This window comes from Pseudoalteromonas sp. BDTF-M6 (genome assembly GCF_018334135.1).
Classification (GTDB): Bacteria; Pseudomonadota; Gammaproteobacteria; order Enterobacterales; family Alteromonadaceae; genus Pseudoalteromonas.
In genome coordinates this window covers 50,561-66,020 of sequence record NZ_JAGXTQ010000009.1, presented here as the reverse complement: position 1 = coordinate 66,020, position 15,460 = coordinate 50,561, and the positions used below count along the sequence as shown (strand labels likewise).

14 protein-coding genes and 1 pseudogene are annotated in these 15,460 nt (G+C 52.7%); 5 read left to right on the top strand and 10 right to left on the bottom strand.

What is annotated here, in order from left to right; translation table 11 throughout:
• Nucleotides 1-3: 3 nt before the first annotated feature.
• A complete protein-coding gene (locus KD147_RS16150; protein WP_233998397.1) occupies nt 4-291 on the bottom strand; it encodes an ArsR/SmtB family transcription factor in 288 nt (95 codons plus the stop codon).
• Between the two features lie 148 nt (nt 292-439).
• Between KD147_RS16150 and KD147_RS16145 the strand changes: the two genes are divergently transcribed.
• From KD147_RS16145 to KD147_RS16135, 3 genes and pseudogenes are all read left to right on the top strand, one after another.
• Nucleotides 440-628 (top strand): YgaP family membrane protein, encoded by a 189-nt coding sequence (locus KD147_RS16145; protein WP_105189454.1) that lies wholly within the window; start codon nt 440-442, stop codon nt 626-628.
• A 1-nt stretch (nt 629) separates the two neighbouring features.
• A complete protein-coding gene (locus KD147_RS16140) occupies nt 630-974 on the top strand; it encodes a rhodanese-like domain-containing protein (RefSeq protein ID WP_212548522.1) in 345 nt (114 codons plus the stop codon).
• Nucleotides 975-1,049: 75 nt separating this feature from the next.
• Nucleotides 1,050-2,840 (top strand): annotated as a pseudogene (locus KD147_RS16135) (alkaline phosphatase D family protein).
• Here the strand turns inward: KD147_RS16135 and KD147_RS16130 are convergent.
• The 3 genes from KD147_RS16130 to KD147_RS16120 all read right to left on the bottom strand — a co-directional run bounded on the left by KD147_RS16130 (nt 2,837) and on the right by KD147_RS16120 (nt 5,597).
• Nucleotides 2,837-3,439, bottom strand: coding sequence for a PH domain-containing protein (locus KD147_RS16130; RefSeq protein ID WP_212548521.1), 603 nt, complete (start codon nt 3,437-3,439; stop codon nt 2,837-2,839). The pseudogene KD147_RS16135 and the gene KD147_RS16130 sit on opposite strands and share 4 nt — an antisense overlap.
• Nucleotides 3,432-3,836 carry a DUF3224 domain-containing protein gene (locus KD147_RS16125; RefSeq protein ID WP_105253496.1) on the bottom strand — a complete coding sequence of 135 codons (405 nt, stop codon included), beginning with the start codon at nt 3,834-3,836 and terminating at the stop codon, nt 3,432-3,434. Before KD147_RS16125 ends, KD147_RS16130 begins: the two co-directional genes overlap by 8 nt.
• A gap of 78 nt (nt 3,837-3,914) precedes the next feature.
• A complete protein-coding gene (locus tag KD147_RS16120) occupies nt 3,915-5,597 on the bottom strand; it encodes a hypothetical protein (protein WP_212548520.1) in 1,683 nt (560 codons plus the stop codon).
• Between the two features lie 181 nt (nt 5,598-5,778).
• On the opposite strand from KD147_RS16120, the gene KD147_RS16115 reads away from it, so the two are divergent.
• Nucleotides 5,779-7,557, top strand: coding sequence for an ABC transporter transmembrane domain-containing protein (locus KD147_RS16115; RefSeq protein WP_212548519.1), 1,779 nt, complete (start codon nt 5,779-5,781; stop codon nt 7,555-7,557).
• Here KD147_RS16115 and KD147_RS16110 read toward each other — a convergent pair.
• Both KD147_RS16110 and KD147_RS16105 read right to left on the bottom strand, forming a co-directional pair.
• Complete coding sequence (locus KD147_RS16110) at nt 7,554-8,198, bottom strand: YiaD family glycine zipper/OmpA-like lipoprotein (protein WP_105253499.1); 645 nt, start codon at nt 8,196-8,198, stop codon at nt 7,554-7,556. The two genes, KD147_RS16115 and KD147_RS16110, sit on opposite strands and share 4 nt — an antisense overlap.
• Nucleotides 8,199-8,306: 108 nt before the next feature.
• Complete coding sequence (locus KD147_RS16105; protein WP_249319402.1) at nt 8,307-9,083, bottom strand: substrate-binding periplasmic protein; 777 nt, start codon at nt 9,081-9,083, stop codon at nt 8,307-8,309.
• An 82-nt stretch (nt 9,084-9,165) separates the two neighbouring features.
• Between KD147_RS16105 and chrA the strand changes: the two genes are divergently transcribed.
• Nucleotides 9,166-10,320 carry a chromate efflux transporter gene (chrA, locus tag KD147_RS16100; protein ID WP_212548518.1) on the top strand — a complete coding sequence of 385 codons (1,155 nt, stop codon included), beginning with the start codon at nt 9,166-9,168 and terminating at the stop codon, nt 10,318-10,320.
• Nucleotides 10,321-10,397: 77 nt separating this feature from the next.
• Here the strand turns inward: chrA and KD147_RS16095 are convergent, their stop codons facing one another.
• From KD147_RS16095 to speA, 4 genes are all read right to left on the bottom strand, one after another.
• Entirely contained in the window at nt 10,398-11,591 is a 1,194-nt protein-coding gene (locus KD147_RS16095) for a mechanosensitive ion channel family protein (protein ID WP_105253501.1), read from the bottom strand.
• 19 nt (nt 11,592-11,610) lie between these two features.
• Nucleotides 11,611-12,534 (bottom strand): 1-acylglycerol-3-phosphate O-acyltransferase, YihG family, encoded by a 924-nt coding sequence (gene yihG, locus KD147_RS16090; RefSeq protein WP_212548517.1) that lies wholly within the window; start codon nt 12,532-12,534, stop codon nt 11,611-11,613.
• A 2-nt stretch (nt 12,535-12,536) separates the two neighbouring features.
• Entirely contained in the window at nt 12,537-13,430 is an 894-nt protein-coding gene (yihG, locus tag KD147_RS16085) for a 1-acylglycerol-3-phosphate O-acyltransferase, YihG family (RefSeq protein ID WP_234399075.1), read from the bottom strand.
• Between the two features lie 98 nt (nt 13,431-13,528).
• On the bottom strand, nt 13,529-15,433 hold the full coding sequence (gene speA / locus KD147_RS16080; protein WP_212548516.1) for a biosynthetic arginine decarboxylase: 1,905 nt from the start codon (nt 15,431-15,433) through the stop codon (nt 13,529-13,531).
• Nucleotides 15,434-15,460: the final 27 nt, after the last annotated feature.

Below are 15,460 nucleotides of genomic sequence, written 5' to 3'. Positions count from 1 at the left end.
GGCCTACTCCTCACAAAAGAGCGTGTACAGGGTATTGAGCACGGCCCGCACCTGGTCGTTGCACAAGCGGTAGTAAATGGTCTGGCTTTCGCGCCGAGTGCTGACAATGTGCTCCTGCCTCAGTACCGCCAAGTGCTGCGACAAGGCGGACTGGCTTAAGGGCACACTTTCATTAAGCTGGGAGACGCTGAGTTCACCTTGTTGCAGGCAGCAAAGAATCATCAGCCGATTTTTATTGGCCAGCAGTTTTAATAAGGCTTGCGCCTGCTCGGCATTGTCCGCCATTTTCATCAGATCCACTGAGTTCTCCCGAGGGTAGAGAATTGAAGTATGAAAACTAGTATAGAAGTTAACATTAGCAAAGTCTAATATTAACTGTTGCTAATTTAGAACTTACTAATATAATTAAATTGACCAAATTACCAACAAGGGGCTCACCATGAAAATACCCGCCGCACTGCGACTAATCGCTGGCATCATGATTTTATTGTCGCTATTGTTAACTTACCTGGGCGGCCCTATGTGGCTGTGGTTTACCGCGTTTATCGCCGTTAACCTGATCCAATCGGCGTTCTCCGGCTGGTGCCCAATGATGGCTTTACTACGCAAATTAGGCATGGAGGAATAATATGCTCACCCCAATCCCAGACTTACTAAAAACCATAGTCCCCAAGCAGCGCCGTGTTGATGCACAACAAGCCAAGGCGGAGCTGGCCGAAAACCACGGTCTTTTAATTGACGTGCGTGAGCCGGCCGAGCACGCCACCAGGGCGGCCACCGGAGCCATTAATATTCCCCGAGGCGTGTTAGAAATGAAGCTGATGGAAATCGAAAAAGATGCCGCTCGTCCCATTTATCTACACTGCGCCAGTAGCGCCCGCGCCACCTTGGCCGCCGAGCAGCTCACTCGCGTCGGCTATGAAAATGTCACGGTGATCAGCTGTAAGGCCGAAGAGGTGTGCAACGTTTTCTAGCTGACATGCCTGTCACCGAACAGTAACACTGGTCTTATAAGCTCTGCATATTAAAAAAATAATAGGTACAAACCAATGCAGTTTACTCGTAGACGTTTTTTAAAGGCTTCGGCAGCGGGATTTGGCGCTGCCGTTTTATCTTTGGGCTTAAGCGGCTGTGTATTCGACGGTGATAATGACGAAGAACGCCTAGAGGTGAGCTTTGATCACGGCGTTGCCAGCGGCGATCCCCTGGAGGACAGCCTGATCATCTGGACTCGTGTAACCCCCAAAGACCCATCGGTTAGCAGCGTGAAGGTACAATGGCAAGCGGCCACCGATGCCAACTTTGAATCCCTGGTACACGATGGCCAAACCGAGGTGAGTGCGGATACCGACTTTACCCTTAAGGTCGACCTGCAAGGCCTGGATGCCAACACCACCTACTACTATCGCTTTCTTTCCTATGGCATAACCTCGGCCATCGGCAAGGGTAAAACCCTGCCAGTTGGCGACATAGATCAGGTTAAACTGGCGGTACTTTCTTGCGCCAACTACCCGGCCGGCTACTTCCATGTGTATGGCGAAGTCGCCAAGCAGGAGAACCTGGATGCAGTTCTGCATTTAGGCGATTACATCTATGAATATGGTGCTGGCGGCTATGCCAGTGAAGACGCAGCCGCCCTTGGCCGTGAGCTGGCCAACGACAACAACGAAGAAATACTCACCCTCGGCGACTACCGCAAGCGCTACGCCCTGTATCGCCGGGATGCAGACTTGCAGGCGGCACACAGCCATTGCGCCTTTATCACGGTGTGGGACGACCATGAGATCAGCAATGATACCTGGCACAGTGGTGCCGAAAACCATGATGACTCGGAAGGCCCGTTCGAAGAGCGTAAAATGCAGGCGCTGCGCGCCTATTTTGAATGGATGCCGATACGCAATGTGGCCGACAAAGAAAAAATCTATCGTCGCTTCGACTTCGGCAACCTGGTTTCTCTGTACATGCTCGATACCCGCGTATTGGCACGGGATGAGCAACTCAGTTACGGTGACTTCGATCTCACCACGGCCGCAGGCCAGTACGATTTCGCCAGTGCCATTGGCGACCCGAGCTGAGCCCTGCTCGGTGGCGAGCAGCTTACCTGGCTCACCGACGGCATCACTACCTCAAACCAGCAATGGCAAGTACTGGGTCAGCAGGTGCTGATGACCAAGATGCATCTGCCCGCCGAGGTGATGATGTTATTGGCCGCGGTGCAAAGCACCCTGGCTCAAGGTGGCGACACCGAGCCCTTGCTGGCTCAAGCCAATACCTTGTTTGCCGAGCTGGCACAGATCAAGGGCCGCATTTTAGCCGGCGATCCCAGCGTCACCGATGCCGAGCGTGCTCGTGTAGAAACCGTATTGCCTTATAACCTGGATGCCTGGGATGGCTATGCCTATGAAAGGGAAGTGATTTTAGGCACCGTCTTGGCGACACAGAAAAACCTGGTGGTGCTGGCCGGTGATACCCATAATGGCTGGGCGGGACACCTGCGTACCGACGCAGCCAACCCCATCGCCGGAGATCAGGCCGCCGGAGTCGAGTTTGCTACCGCATCGGTGTCCTCGCCGGGTATTGAAGAATATTTGTCATTGAATACGCAAGACCCGCAAGCCATAGCGCAAATGGAACAGGTGATAGCCCTGCTGATCGATTATCTGAGCTACAACAACCTGGTGAACCGCGGCTTCCTGACCGTGACCTTCAGTGCGACCGCGGCGCAGGCCCAATGGCATTACGTTGATACCATTAAGGCACGCACCTACCAGGTCAGCGCCGAGCGTGGCCAACAGCTGCAGATGCTGGCAGGCAACCCTCAGCTGCTACCACTGAGTTAAGTCCCTGACGAAGTCTCGGACGATGCCGTAGGCGTGGCCTTCGGCTCTTGCTCAAGGCGCGCCAAACGCGCGTCTATGCGCTCTACCGCATCGAGCAGGCGTACCATAAGCGCCTGCTCGCCTTCAGCCTGATCGCCTTGGGCGGCTCTTTGCCCACCCTTGTGATTGCCTTGCTGCTCTGCTGCCCGTTCTTTTTGCGTTAAAATCGCTTCACGAAACAGGTGTGCATCCACCACGCCAAGCAAGGATACCAAGGCACCCGGCCCCGACTGGCCCGCAGTTTCAAAACTTAAGCGATACAAACCAAATACCCGCATCAAGGGACCTTGGGTCATGGCCACATCGGTTATTTTATCCAGCGGAATGGATTTCTCTTCGCGCACCCAGATGCCCCGTTTAACCACCAGCTTCTTTTCGCTTAGGGTGGCCGACATGGCCGCCAAAATACGCCCGCCCAGCCACCATACCAGGACGGCAACTATGGGCAGTAAGACGATGCCAAACAGGGTCACACTGGCCACCAGCAGCCAGACCGTTAGCCAGTATTGCTTTACTCTGGGGTCAAACTGAGCGGTGTTTAAAATCGTCTCGCTACTCATCACTAATCTCCAAACGGTAGTCGAACTCATAATGATGCACGCCCTGGTCTATGCGAATACGCATCTCCCCAACCAGGCCACGCAACTCGCCGCTGGCTGAGTCCGGCACAACCTCCAAAACCAGTCTATCCTGGCCCTGATTCATGGTGCCGAAGTGCTGCAACACAAAACTGCCTTTTCTACCGTCCAGGGTGCCGGTGACCTGCTCAATGGCAACGTAACCGGCGGAGCCCTTCACCACTGTCATGGCACTCAGCATCTCCCCCTGACTAATGCCATGCAGATCGCCGCTAAAGGTCTTGTCTATCGACATGCGCCCCAGATTAATGCCATCGACGCCCGTGGTATAAGCGTCCTGGGGATTGAGTGTCACGGTAAAGGTGCCAATCGCGTTCATAAGTAAACCTGTTAATGATTGTTTTCTTTTTATTAGTATATAAAAAAAGCCCACAGTTCAATGTGGGCTTTGTAATACTTATTCGAGGTTCCGTCGCAGTTCTTTAATATGTGCGCGCTGCTTGGCGTCAAGCTGAGTGTTGGCCTGCCATTGCAGCCACTGTTTCAGGGCGATGGACATCTGCAGTGAGTAGTCGAGCGAACGCCACTGCTTGGTATCATCATCGGCATAATTGGGGGCATTGCTGTCGTGCATCAGGTTCACCTTTTGACCCTGCTCATTCTCTACCATCATATTAAACGGCTCTCCGGCGCCCACATTGGTAAAGTAAGTCGCATCCACTGTGTCAAACGCCACCTGGTACTTCACTTCGGCGCTGTCGCCGCCTCTGTCTATGCCGGCACGGGTGCTGCTGATCAGCGGCGCCACACATTGATGGGTTTGATCGCCGGAAAACTGGGATAACAAGGGCGGCGTATCGAAGTTTTTATCAGGTACCGAAGCGGTGCCATGGCAGGACATGCAGGAGCTGTTGCTGTTATCGGCGGGACCATTGAGGCGCTGATTGCAGCCCAGATGGCCGGGCGCTCGCATGCGTCCTGAACCGGCGTATTTGTTCAGTTCATCCACGCTGTCCCAAATAATTACCGCTTCTTGAAAGCCATTTTCACGGGGTGCCTGAGGGTAACTGATGGCATAGTGACCGGCGGGCGGTGTGTCGTTGCCCCACATCATGCCAAGCAGGCTGATGCGCTGCCACGGGTTTTTCTCTTTCGCTTTACGCAGGCCATCGGCCACGAAGGTGCCATACACCCAACCGGTATCACGGGCACGGCTGTCTTTGACAGCAAAATCGAATTGCAGCAGTTTGACATCACCCCATTGGGCATAACTGCGCGGACATTGCTGACTTTCTTCCTGCAAGGTACACTCGTGACGCGTATTATCGCTGGGCTTACAGGCGCAAAAGGCCGGATCGGAAATATTGGCGTCCCAGCTGGGCATATTGGTCAATATCGGCAACTGCGCCACGGTCGAGGTATTAAATAACGGCTTAGCGATCACCGCGCCCTCATCAAAACGAATGTTTTCGCTTGGCACCTGAGCACTGCCGTCTTGCCATACTTGCCCTAGGGTATAAGCGGCGGTCGCATTGTAAATGGCCACCGCCCACATGGTGGACTGATCGGTGCCGGTACCCGCCTGCACCGAGAAGGTCACCGGTGCTTCACGGGTTAAGCCATGGGTAAACTCCCGTCCCGACATGGCATCATAGGTTTGAAACGGCATATGGAACCAGGGGCGCACTTGGTTTTCACACACATCGAAATCTTCCCGACCTTGGCGCTGCACATTACCGGCGAGAATATAATCCATCACCGCCTCACTGTAGGCAAGTGCCAGCTTATACTTGTCTTTGGCGCTGGTACTCTCGGCAAACAGAGCATCGAAACGTTTATCCCGCCAAGCCTGCGCTTGTTTATCGTCAACCGGCTGAGCGGGAAAGGCATCGGATAGCTGAAAAACCGGGCCGTTATAGGCCTGGTTGGGTACATTGGTCAGTGTCTGCCCCGCCCACATTTGCTGAAAATTCGGGTCCTGCCAATAACTGGGATACTGGCCCTGACAGGTATTGATGGGTTGATATTGCTGATTATAAATGGGGTCGTTACGCCAATCGGCCAGCGCCGCTGTGCTGGTCAGGGACAGGGCGGCCGCAAACGCACACAGGGCACGGGATGCAGGGGTTATCTGCTTCATTATAATTCCTTTTTATTAGTTAATTTTAAATTGATAACCATTAAAGCTTAGTCGTAAAAATAAAAAGCGTTATTACATTTGCTTACGCCGCTCTGATGCGACAATTGCGGGTCGCCTGGGCGTATATTCACTGCCACCTTGCTCTGTTACACTCAAATGGATAATTCAACCTGGGACTGCCATGACTGCATCCAATACCGAAAAAAGTGCATTGCGTCACTTACGACCGATTTTCCGCTTTCTCTTGCCTTACAAATGGGTGGTCGCGGCGGCGCTGTTTGCCCTGGTGCTCACCGCCGGTATAAACCTGTCCCTGGGTCAGGGCTTAAAACAGGTGATAGATCAGGGCTTTATCGCCGGCTCCATGGAACAGCTGCGCGGCTCGGTGTTGTTATTGATTGGCTTAATCGCCCTGCTGGCGGTAGGCATCTTTTGCCGCTTTTACCTGATGTCCTGGCTTGGCGAGCGAGTCAGCAGCGATCTCCGTAAAGCGGTGTTTGCCCGTATTCTTGCTTTGCATCCCAGTTATTTTGAAGAAAATCGCAGCGGCGAGATCATGTCGCGCCTGACCACGGACACCACCTTGCTGCAAAGCATAGTCGGCTCGTCATTATCCATGGCCCTGCGCAGCACCCTGATGCTGATTGGCGGCGTCATTATGCTCTTTATTACCAATGTAAAACTCACCCTGATCGTGCTCTTATGTGTGCCCATGGTGCTGCTGCCCATGAAGCTCTTTGGCCGCCGGGTACGCACCCTGGCCAGCAGCTCACAGGATGCCATCGCCGATATCAGCACCTATGCCGGCGAGGTGATGCAAAACATTAAAACCGTGCACAGCTTTAATCGCCAAGGCAGTGAGCTGGCCGCCTTCGATGGCGAGGTTGATAAGGCCTTCGCAGTGGCCAAAAAACGTATTATGCAACGCTCTTTTCTTATCGCCTTTGTGATCTTTATCAGCTTTTCCGGCATCAGCTTTATGCTCTACAGCGGCGGTGTCGATGTGCTGAGCGGGCAGATGTCCGGCGGTGAGCTGGCCGCCTTTGTGTTTTACGCCATCGTTGTGGCCATGGCGGTGGGCACGGTGGCGGAAATTTATGGTGAGCTGCAACGGGCCGCCGGCGCGGCCAAACGCCTGCTCGAATTACTTGAGGTGCAAAGCGATATTATTGACCCGGCACAGCCGCAGTCGTTGGATGCCCAAATCCAGACTAAAGTGATCGAGTTTAACGACGTCAGCTTTCATTATCCCTCGCGCCCGCAGCAAAGCGCCTTATCGGCCTTTAACTTAGACATAGCTCAGGGCGAGACAGTGGCCATAGTCGGCCCTTCCGGCGCCGGTAAAAGCACCTTATTTGAATTACTGCAACGTTTTTACGATGTCAGTGGCGGCAGCATTCGCCTGCATGGCACGGACATCCGTGACCTCACCCTGCATGATATTCGCGCCCAAATGGCCATGGTGGCTCAGCACCCTGTGTTATTCAGCGCCGATGTTTATCACAATATCGCCTACGGCAAGGAAGGAGCTACGCAGGACGAGGTCAGCGCCGCCGCCAAGCAGGCCTATGCCGATGAATTTATCAAGCAGCTGCCGGATGGCTATCACAGCTTTTTAGGGGAGCGCGGGGTGCGTTTATCCGGCGGGCAAAAACAGCGTATCGCCATTGCCAGGGCCATACTCAAGGATCCGGATATCCTGTTACTCGACGAGGCCACCAGCGCCCTCGACGCGCAAAGTGAATACCATGTGCAGGCGGCTTTAACCGAGCTGATGAAATCGCGCACAACGCTGATCATCGCCCATCGCTTAAGTACCGTGATGCACGCCGATCGTATTGTGGTAATGGATCAGGGGAAGGTGGTTGCCAGCGGCGATCATGCAAGCTTAATGCAACAATCGCCGCTGTATCAGAAGCTGTGTGAGCTGCAGTTTAATCAGCCCAGTGCCTCCGCTTAGTTTTGTACGTTAGGTACGATTTGGATTTCTACACGACGGTTTAGGGCGCGGCCATTGGCCGTGCTGTTGTCGGCGATAGGACGGCTTTCACCAAAACCTTGAGTGCTGATACGCGCCGGCAGGATTTGACTGTTCACCAGGTAATTTTTCACGCTTAGCGCACGCTGCTCAGACAGGTTCTGGTTGTATGCGCTGGCGCCCGTGCTGTCGGTGTGCCCCTGTACGCTCAGGTAAGTTTTCTCGTACTTGTTCATCACGCTGGCGATGGCATTCAAGGTGTCGTGAAAACCGCTTGAGATGTACGACTGCTCGGTGGCAAAGGTAATGTTTGAAGGCATAACCAGGCGAATGTTGTCGCCCTCACGTACTACTTCAACACCTGAACCGGCAAGCTCATCACGAAAAGCCTGCTCTTGGTTATCCATGTAGTTACCTACCGCGGCACCCGCTAGCGCACCGATTGCGGCACCAATGAAGATACGCTTATCGTCATGGTCGCCTGTGGCTTTACCTAATACCGCACCGACACCGGCACCGATCCCTGCCCCTTTTTGCGTATTGGTTGCCTGACAGCCCGTTAACAACAACGCCACAGAAGTTAGCGCCACAACAGGAGTCAAAGTGTTTACTCGTTTAGCCATGATTTATTTTCCTATATTAATCCTATTCCGTGATGGTAACAGATTTGCATGAACTGACGGTTAAAATGGTGCCAGCAAAAAGCACTTATTGCACTAATTTCAATGATTTTATTGCTCTGAGTGACCTTGGATGGGCGGCAGTGCATAAGGCTTAACCAACTCAGTGAGCCGACCTTGTTCAGCCATAGAACGATAAAGGGAAGTTATTTGTTTCGCCCTGATGCTGCTGGCAAAGTCTCTGCTGTAGGCCATATGCCCAAAAATAGAGTCTTGAAAGTGATAGGGCTGCTTGATCAGTTGGTGCACGGGCTGCTGCAAGATACTCATGGCGTGATCGGCGGTCTCTTCAACACCGATAAATAAATCCACCCGCTTCTTCAACAACATTTGCACCGCCACCTGCTCCGAGGTCACCGGTACCTTGATGATGTCCGAATCTTTGTCGAAACGGGCAAAGTGCGCCGCCCCGCGCATCACGGCGATGCGTTTGCCATGGAGATCTTCGTAGTAGGTGATGTCGAGATCACTGGCGCGCAACGAGTAAAAGCGAAAGGACGAGTGCAGTGCCATGTAGGCGGGCGTGACAAAGGTCAACCCTTGCTCGCGCTGTTTGGTGCGAATAAGGCCGCCCATGATATCGACCTCATTTTGCTCCAGCATATGCACACAGCGTGAAAAGGGACAAGGGACCACCCGCACTTCAAGCCCAAGCTCAGCGGCGATAGGAGCCAGGATATCAAGCAGCAGACCGCGAGGCTCCGGGCCATCGGTGTCACTGTATGGGGGAGCATGATCTATGGCGACGGTAATGGTGCTCACTTGCGCACCGGCCATGGGGGTAGAAAGTAATAATATTAATGGCACCCAGAACCATGCGCGCATCATAACAACCTCAATGCTGTTGCAACCAAGTAGAACACCTCTATAGTGTCACATAATCTACATAAGCTCTAAATATAATGAAACAATGAAATTGTTATCCATCTTTTATCAGTTCCTCTTGCTAGGCTGCACCAGCTTCGGCGGCCCTGCGGCACACCTGGGCTACTTCCAACGTCACTTTGTGGAAAATAAAAAGTGGCTGACGCAACAGCAGTATGGGCATTTTATTTCCCTGAGCCAATTACTGCCCGGACCGGGCAGCTCGCAGGTGGGCTTTGCCATCGGCGTTGAACGTGCCGGATTAGCCGGGGGTATTGCCGCCTTTATCGGTTTTACCCTGCCCTCCATGTTGATCATGGTGCTCCTGGCACTGGGAGCACAACAATTACCCTGGGCCACCGGAGGCCTTATCACCGGGCTGAAACTGTTCGCCGTGGTGATCGTCGCCGATGCGGTGTTTAGCATGAGCAAGAGCTTCTGCCGCACCTGGCATACGCGAGCGCTGGCGTTACTCAGCGCCGGTGCCTTGATTCTGTTACCCAGCCTCTATACCCAACTGCTGATCTTGGTGCTGGCGGCAAGCTGGGGAGCGTGGCGGTTACAACCCTTTAGCGCCGACGCAAATGCCCAGGCACCAAAACAAGCGGGCGGCCTGAGCAAACTACCGCTGCTGCTTTTTGCCCTGCTGTTTGTCGTGAGCTTTGCCGCCAGCGGAGAACTATGGCAGTTAAGTGCCCAGTTTTATCAAGCCGGATCCCTGGTGTTTGGCGGCGGTCATGTGGTGCTGCCCTTACTCGATACCATTTTGACCGATGTCGATGCCGATAGCTTTTTAACCGGCTATGCGGCGGCGCAGGCCATTCCTGGCCCCATGTTTACCTTTGCGACTTATCTCGGTGCGGTCCTGACGCCATCCACTCCCTTATTAGGCGCCTTGATAGCCACACTGGCCATTTTTCTCCCGGGCTTTTTGTTGGTGCTGGGCTGTGCCCGCCATTGGCAAGCGCTGATGAGCAACCCAGTGCTGGCCGGCGTTAGCACCGCGATCAATGCGACCGTGGTCGGTTTTATCTTGGCGGCACTCTATAACCCCATTATTCCCGCCGGTGTAACCCAGTGGTGGTATATCGCCTTTGTTGCCTTGGGATGGTGGCTGCTACAACGCTTTAAGCCGCCGGTGCTGATGCTTATCGCCGCGTTTGCGGCACTAGGGCTGCTGTTAGAACAATTGCCGTACTGATGAGGCAGAGTTTTTGAAATGCGCAACTAAAAAGCCCGGCGAGCCGGGCTTTTTGGTTTAATGCTTAAGACAATCGCTTAGCTGGAGCCATTCATTTGTCCGCTCACACTCTGATAAGGCTTGAGTGCGAAGATGGGCAATACCGCCAACAGGTGGTCCATAATTTCCGCCTGAATATGCTCATAGGAAATCCACCGTTTGTCGGCACTAAAGCAATAAAACTCGATGGGCAGACCATGATTCAGGGGCTGTAATTCACGCACCATCAGGGTGAGGTCCTTATTGATACGGTCGTGCTGTTTCAAATAGCCCTCGGCATAGCGGCGGAATAAGCCCAGGTTAGTGACCTTATCGGGCAAGGACGAGGTATTGATATAGTCGGGCAATTGCAATGTGTCATTGATGCTTTGCTGCAACTCCTCATCGGCAATGCGGATGCTGTTCATATCAATGTTTAACGAGCGCTTGATACGACGACCACCGGACTCCTGCATGCCGCGCCAGTTTTTAAACGAGCCGGAGACCAGGGTGTAGGTGGGTAAGGTGGTGATGGTGTTATCCCAGTTGCGCACCTTCACGGTATTCAAACCCAGGTCGATCACCTCACCGTCGGCGCCATAGCTATCCACCTGGATCCAGTCACCATAGGTAACCAAGCGGTTAGCCGCTATCTGAATACTGGCCACAAAGCCCAAAATGGTGTCCTTAAACACCAACATGGTTACCGCGGCAATGGCACCGAAGCCGGAAATAATATAGGTAGGCGAGCGCTCCAGCAGCAGGGCAAAAATTAAAATGGCACAGATGATAAAGGTGATCAGCTTCACCAGCTGGATTAGACCCTGAATCGGTACCTCGCGAGAGAATTCGAATTGGTTGTAAATAGCGCCGCCAATACTCACCAGGCTGCTGACAATAAAGCCACCGTAAACAATCAGCAGAATCTTCACGCAGCTGTGCACTATGTCCAGGTAAAGCTCGGGGATTTGAACCACGGTTTGGAAGGAAGCCAAAAAGGCGACACAGCAAATAAATCCGGCCAAACGACGGTTCAATTTAATCAATAGCGGCTTCAAGGCCGAGGTGCGCTGTGGCGCTATGCGCATCATCACGCTTTGCAGCGCCGGCAGCATTAAACTACTGAGAAAGAAGTACAACAGGATAATGGCCAACAGACCAATCCCCGCCGCTGAAATCGTACTTAATAGCTCCGCACGCTCGGTGTCGGCGAATAAGGGCTTAAGCAATTTTTGTAAATGACTTTGGGTCATACCTGAGTTACACCTTAGGCTATACCTTTCCTGCGTTATCGACTACTTTGGCGCAGTCGGCCGTGGCTATGGGTGCTTGTTGCTGGGCGATAAGCGCATCCTTGGCCTGCCAAATCTCGTTTAATTGTTGTTGAAACTCCACGCGAAACGCTTTGTCTTGCTGATAGTCACCGATCAGCTGAGGAGCTATGTCGCGCACATTGACCAATAAATCTATCTGCGTCAGACGCCCCAGCATAAAATCACGACAGATATGGGTTCCCTGTGATTGATAGCATAGTGTGGCATCCAGCAAGCCGTCAAACTGCTCCCCTAAAACCTGCAAGGCAAAGGCGATACCGCCGGCCTTGGGTTTTAGCAAATACTCAAACGGACTAAGTTGGCGCTGCTTCTTACCCGGGGTAAAGCGTGAGCCCTCAACAAAATTAACGATACAGGACGGGTATTGCTTGAAATTATGACAACTGCGCTTGGTGCGCTCCACATCCATGCCTTTTAACTTGGGGTTCTTGGCGATCTGCTCCTTGCTGGCCCGTTTCATAAAGGGCATGCCCATGGCCCAGGCACCGCTGCCGATAAAGGGCACGTATTTTAGTTCGTCCTTAAGGAAAAACTTCGGCGCCGGCAGCTCGGTCACGGCGCTGAGCACAACAATATCGAGCCAGCTCAGATGATTGGCAATAAGCAGATACCAGGCCTTGGGGTCGACCTCACCATCGAAGCGCACATTAAAGCGCTCGCAGCCCAGTTGCAACGCCAGACGATTGCCTAGGCGCCAACCTGTGTAAGCCCAATGCAGCACCACAGTGGTGGCATAAAACGGCAGGATAAATTTAATCAGCCCCAGGACCGAGACGATCACTCCCCAAACCAAGGTATTGAGCAACAATAAACAGGTGGCCAGACTCCCTACTAACCATTTGGGTAATAATCGTTTCAGCATAATTAGTTCCTATTCTGCTGCACTAACTGCTTCAGGGTCGAGTCTTTTTCTTGCCAGATGGCGTTAAGATGTTGCTGAAACTCTACGCGAAATGCACTGTCGTTGCTATAGTCGCCGATCAGTTGCGTGTCCAGCGGGCGCACCTCAACATGCACCACCACCTCTTTCACCTTACCCCCGGCAAAATCCATAAAGGTAGGAATACCGCCCGGGTAATGAATGGTGACATTCACTATTTTACTGATCTGCTCACCCATGGCCTGCAACACAAAAGCGATACCACCAGCCTTGGGCTTAAGCAAATGATTGAATGGGCTGTTTTGGCGCTGATGCTTGGCGTCTGTGTAGCGAGTCCCCTCAACAAAGTTGACGATGGACACCGGCATTTCCTTAAACTTTTCACAGGCCTTGCGTGTGGTTTCTATGTCTTTGCCACGCAATTTAGGGTTTTTCTTCAACTGCGACTTGCTGGTTCGTTTCATAAAGGGAAAATCCAGCGCCCACCAGGCCAGGCCCAAAAATGGCACATACAGCAGTTCTTTTTTCAAAAAGAAGTTCAAAAATGGGATTCGGCCCCGAAAAATGCGCTGCATGACCAGGATATCGACCCAGCTTTGGTGATTGGCAACCAGCAGGTACCAGTCTTTTTTGCGTAACTGTTCAAGCCCGGTCACCGTCAGTTTATAGGGAGTGATGAGCTTTTGGTTTATGGAATTACAGGCAACCCAGAAGCTGGCCAGGGTTTTCGCTAAGGCACTCATGGCCTTTTGCCAGGGCTTAATGGGGATCAGTTTTAGCACACCACACAGAACTATGGGGAGAAACCAAAATAAGGTGTTCAGGGTATATAAGCCAATACTCAAAATTTGCCGAACTAAAGCAACCACTGCACGCAAAACAACTTTCCTATTGGGTATAAAAAACAAGCGCTAATGATAGCGCTTTTTGTCTTTAACGGAAAAGGGTTCTGTTGCCTCTTGGCAACAAACCCAGGCTAGTCTTCAAAGTAGGTATAGCCGCTTAATCCATGATTAAGCTCATCAAGATAGCTTTGCTTAAGCGCCGCGTCTATCTCCAAGGCAGCCACTCGCTGCTGATAACGTGCCGCCAATGCCTTACTATCGTAATGGACGAATTTTAATACGTCCTGAACGCTGTCACCCTTGATTTCATTGGTCAGGCGGTACTCATCACCGTGCAATTCCACATGCACCGAGTCGGTGTCACCAAAGAGGTTATGCAGGTCACCGAGGATCTCCTGATAAGCGCCAACCATAAACATAGCCAAGTGATATTGCTGACCAAACTCGTAGCGCGGAATGGGCAGGCTAGCCTCGATGCCAGCACCGTCGACATACTCACGAATTTGTCCGTCCGAATCACAGGTAATATCCTGAATAATCACGCGCTGCTCCAGCGGCTGGTCTAAATGTTCGATAGGCAGCACGGGGAACAACTGGCCGATACCCCACACATCCGGTAGCGACTGGAACAGTGAGAAGTTCACAAACAGCTTATCTGCCAGCTTTTCGTTCAGCTCGTCGATCACCTCACGATGGGCACGGGCCGACTCGCTTAAGCAGCCACGCACCTTATGCAGGGTACGGAAATACAACTGCTCTACCAAGGCCCACTGCTCTATGCCCAGCATGCCATGAACATATTGGGCATGAGCCTCGCTGAACAGATGCATGGCATCGTGGTAGCTCTCAATGGCCATTCTGGCATTGACCCCGGCGCAGGTTTGCTGCATTTCCAATACTACCTTGGGCAGCTCTGCATCGTCGGCGATCGTCACCTCGTTATTGGGCGCTTTTTCCACGTCCACCACATCGGTGATCAACACCGCATGGTGCGCCGTTAAAGCCCGGCCCGATTCGGTAATAATGGCCGGATGGGCCAGCCCATTGGCGTCACTCACCTCGGCAAAGGCGGCCACCACGTTTTTGGCATACTCTTCAACCGTGTAGTTCATCGAACAACTGCTGCGCGAGCCGGAACCTTCATAGTCGACGCCCAGGCCGCCACCCACATCCACGGTTTTCAACGGCACACCCATTTGGCACAGCTGCGCATAGTGGCGGGCACATTCGGTGAGCGCCCGTTGGATATCGCGAATATTGGCGATTTGCGAACCGATATGGAAATGCACCAGCTCCATTAAATGCAGCTTCTTGTGTTGCTTTAAGGTGTCTACGGCCTGCAGCACCTGGGAGGCGGTTAAACCAAATTTACCGCGTTCACCACCGGTATTTTGCCACTTGCCCTTACCCACTGAATTAAGGCGAATACGAATGCCGATTGGCGCTTCCAGAGCCATGGCGTCCATTTCGCGGATCAGTGCATCAAGTTCGGACAGCTTCTCGATGACAATATTGACCTTGTGACCGGTAGCCTGGCCGATCAAGGCCAGGCGCATAAACTCGCTGTCTTTGTAGCCATTACAGACTATGGTGATGTCTTTTTCGGCCAAACCGAGAATGGCCATTAGCTCGGGCTTGGAACCGGCCTCTAAGCCAACCTGGCCACTGTTGTGCGCCAACAACTTGGAGACAACCGAACGCTGCTGGTTTACTTTAATGGGGTACACACAGGTATAGTCACCCTGATAGTCCTTGGCGGTTTTGGCCTGACTAAAGGCAGAAATCAAACGCGATGCACGATGCTGCAAGATATCGGTAAAACGCACCAATACGGGCAAGGTCAGGCCTTGCTCTTTAAAACGTTCGACTAAGGCATTTAACGCCAAACCGGGTTTGCTTTTGTCACCATCGGGATAAGCAACCAGCTCGCCTTGCGCGTTAATATCAAAGTAGCCATCGCTCCAATGACTGACGTTATAAACGGACTGAGCGACCTGATAACCCTCGGGTTGATCTGCCAGGGGACCCCTTTCCATACTGTACTCTCAATATTGAACCAACAA

What these genes read in the sequence shown, in the direction of transcription:
- KD147_RS16150 (WP_233998397.1), bottom strand. Translation starts at nt 291, where the DNA reads ATGAAAATGGCGGACAATGCCGAGCAGGCGCAAGCCTTATTAAAACTG.
- KD147_RS16145 (WP_105189454.1), top strand. Translation starts at nt 440, where the DNA reads ATGAAAATACCCGCCGCACTGCGACTAATCGCTGGCATCATGATTTTA.
- KD147_RS16140 (WP_212548522.1), top strand. Translation starts at nt 630, where the DNA reads ATGCTCACCCCAATCCCAGACTTACTAAAAACCATAGTCCCCAAGCAG.
- KD147_RS16130 (WP_212548521.1), bottom strand. Translation starts at nt 3,439, where the DNA reads ATGAGTAGCGAGACGATTTTAAACACCGCTCAGTTTGACCCCAGAGTA.
- KD147_RS16125 (WP_105253496.1), bottom strand. Translation starts at nt 3,836, where the DNA reads ATGAACGCGATTGGCACCTTTACCGTGACACTCAATCCCCAGGACGCT.
- KD147_RS16120 (WP_212548520.1), bottom strand. Translation starts at nt 5,597, where the DNA reads ATGAAGCAGATAACCCCTGCATCCCGTGCCCTGTGTGCGTTTGCGGCC.
- KD147_RS16115 (WP_212548519.1), top strand. Translation starts at nt 5,779, where the DNA reads ATGACTGCATCCAATACCGAAAAAAGTGCATTGCGTCACTTACGACCG.
- KD147_RS16110 (WP_105253499.1), bottom strand. Translation starts at nt 8,198, where the DNA reads ATGGCTAAACGAGTAAACACTTTGACTCCTGTTGTGGCGCTAACTTCT.
- KD147_RS16105 (WP_249319402.1), bottom strand. Translation starts at nt 9,083, where the DNA reads ATGATGCGCGCATGGTTCTGGGTGCCATTAATATTATTACTTTCTACC.
- chrA (WP_212548518.1), top strand. Translation starts at nt 9,166, where the DNA reads ATGAAATTGTTATCCATCTTTTATCAGTTCCTCTTGCTAGGCTGCACC.
- KD147_RS16095 (WP_105253501.1), bottom strand. Translation starts at nt 11,591, where the DNA reads ATGACCCAAAGTCATTTACAAAAATTGCTTAAGCCCTTATTCGCCGAC.
- yihG (WP_212548517.1), bottom strand. Translation starts at nt 12,534, where the DNA reads ATGCTGAAACGATTATTACCCAAATGGTTAGTAGGGAGTCTGGCCACC.
- speA (WP_212548516.1), bottom strand. Translation starts at nt 15,433, where the DNA reads ATGGAAAGGGGTCCCCTGGCAGATCAACCCGAGGGTTATCAGGTCGCT.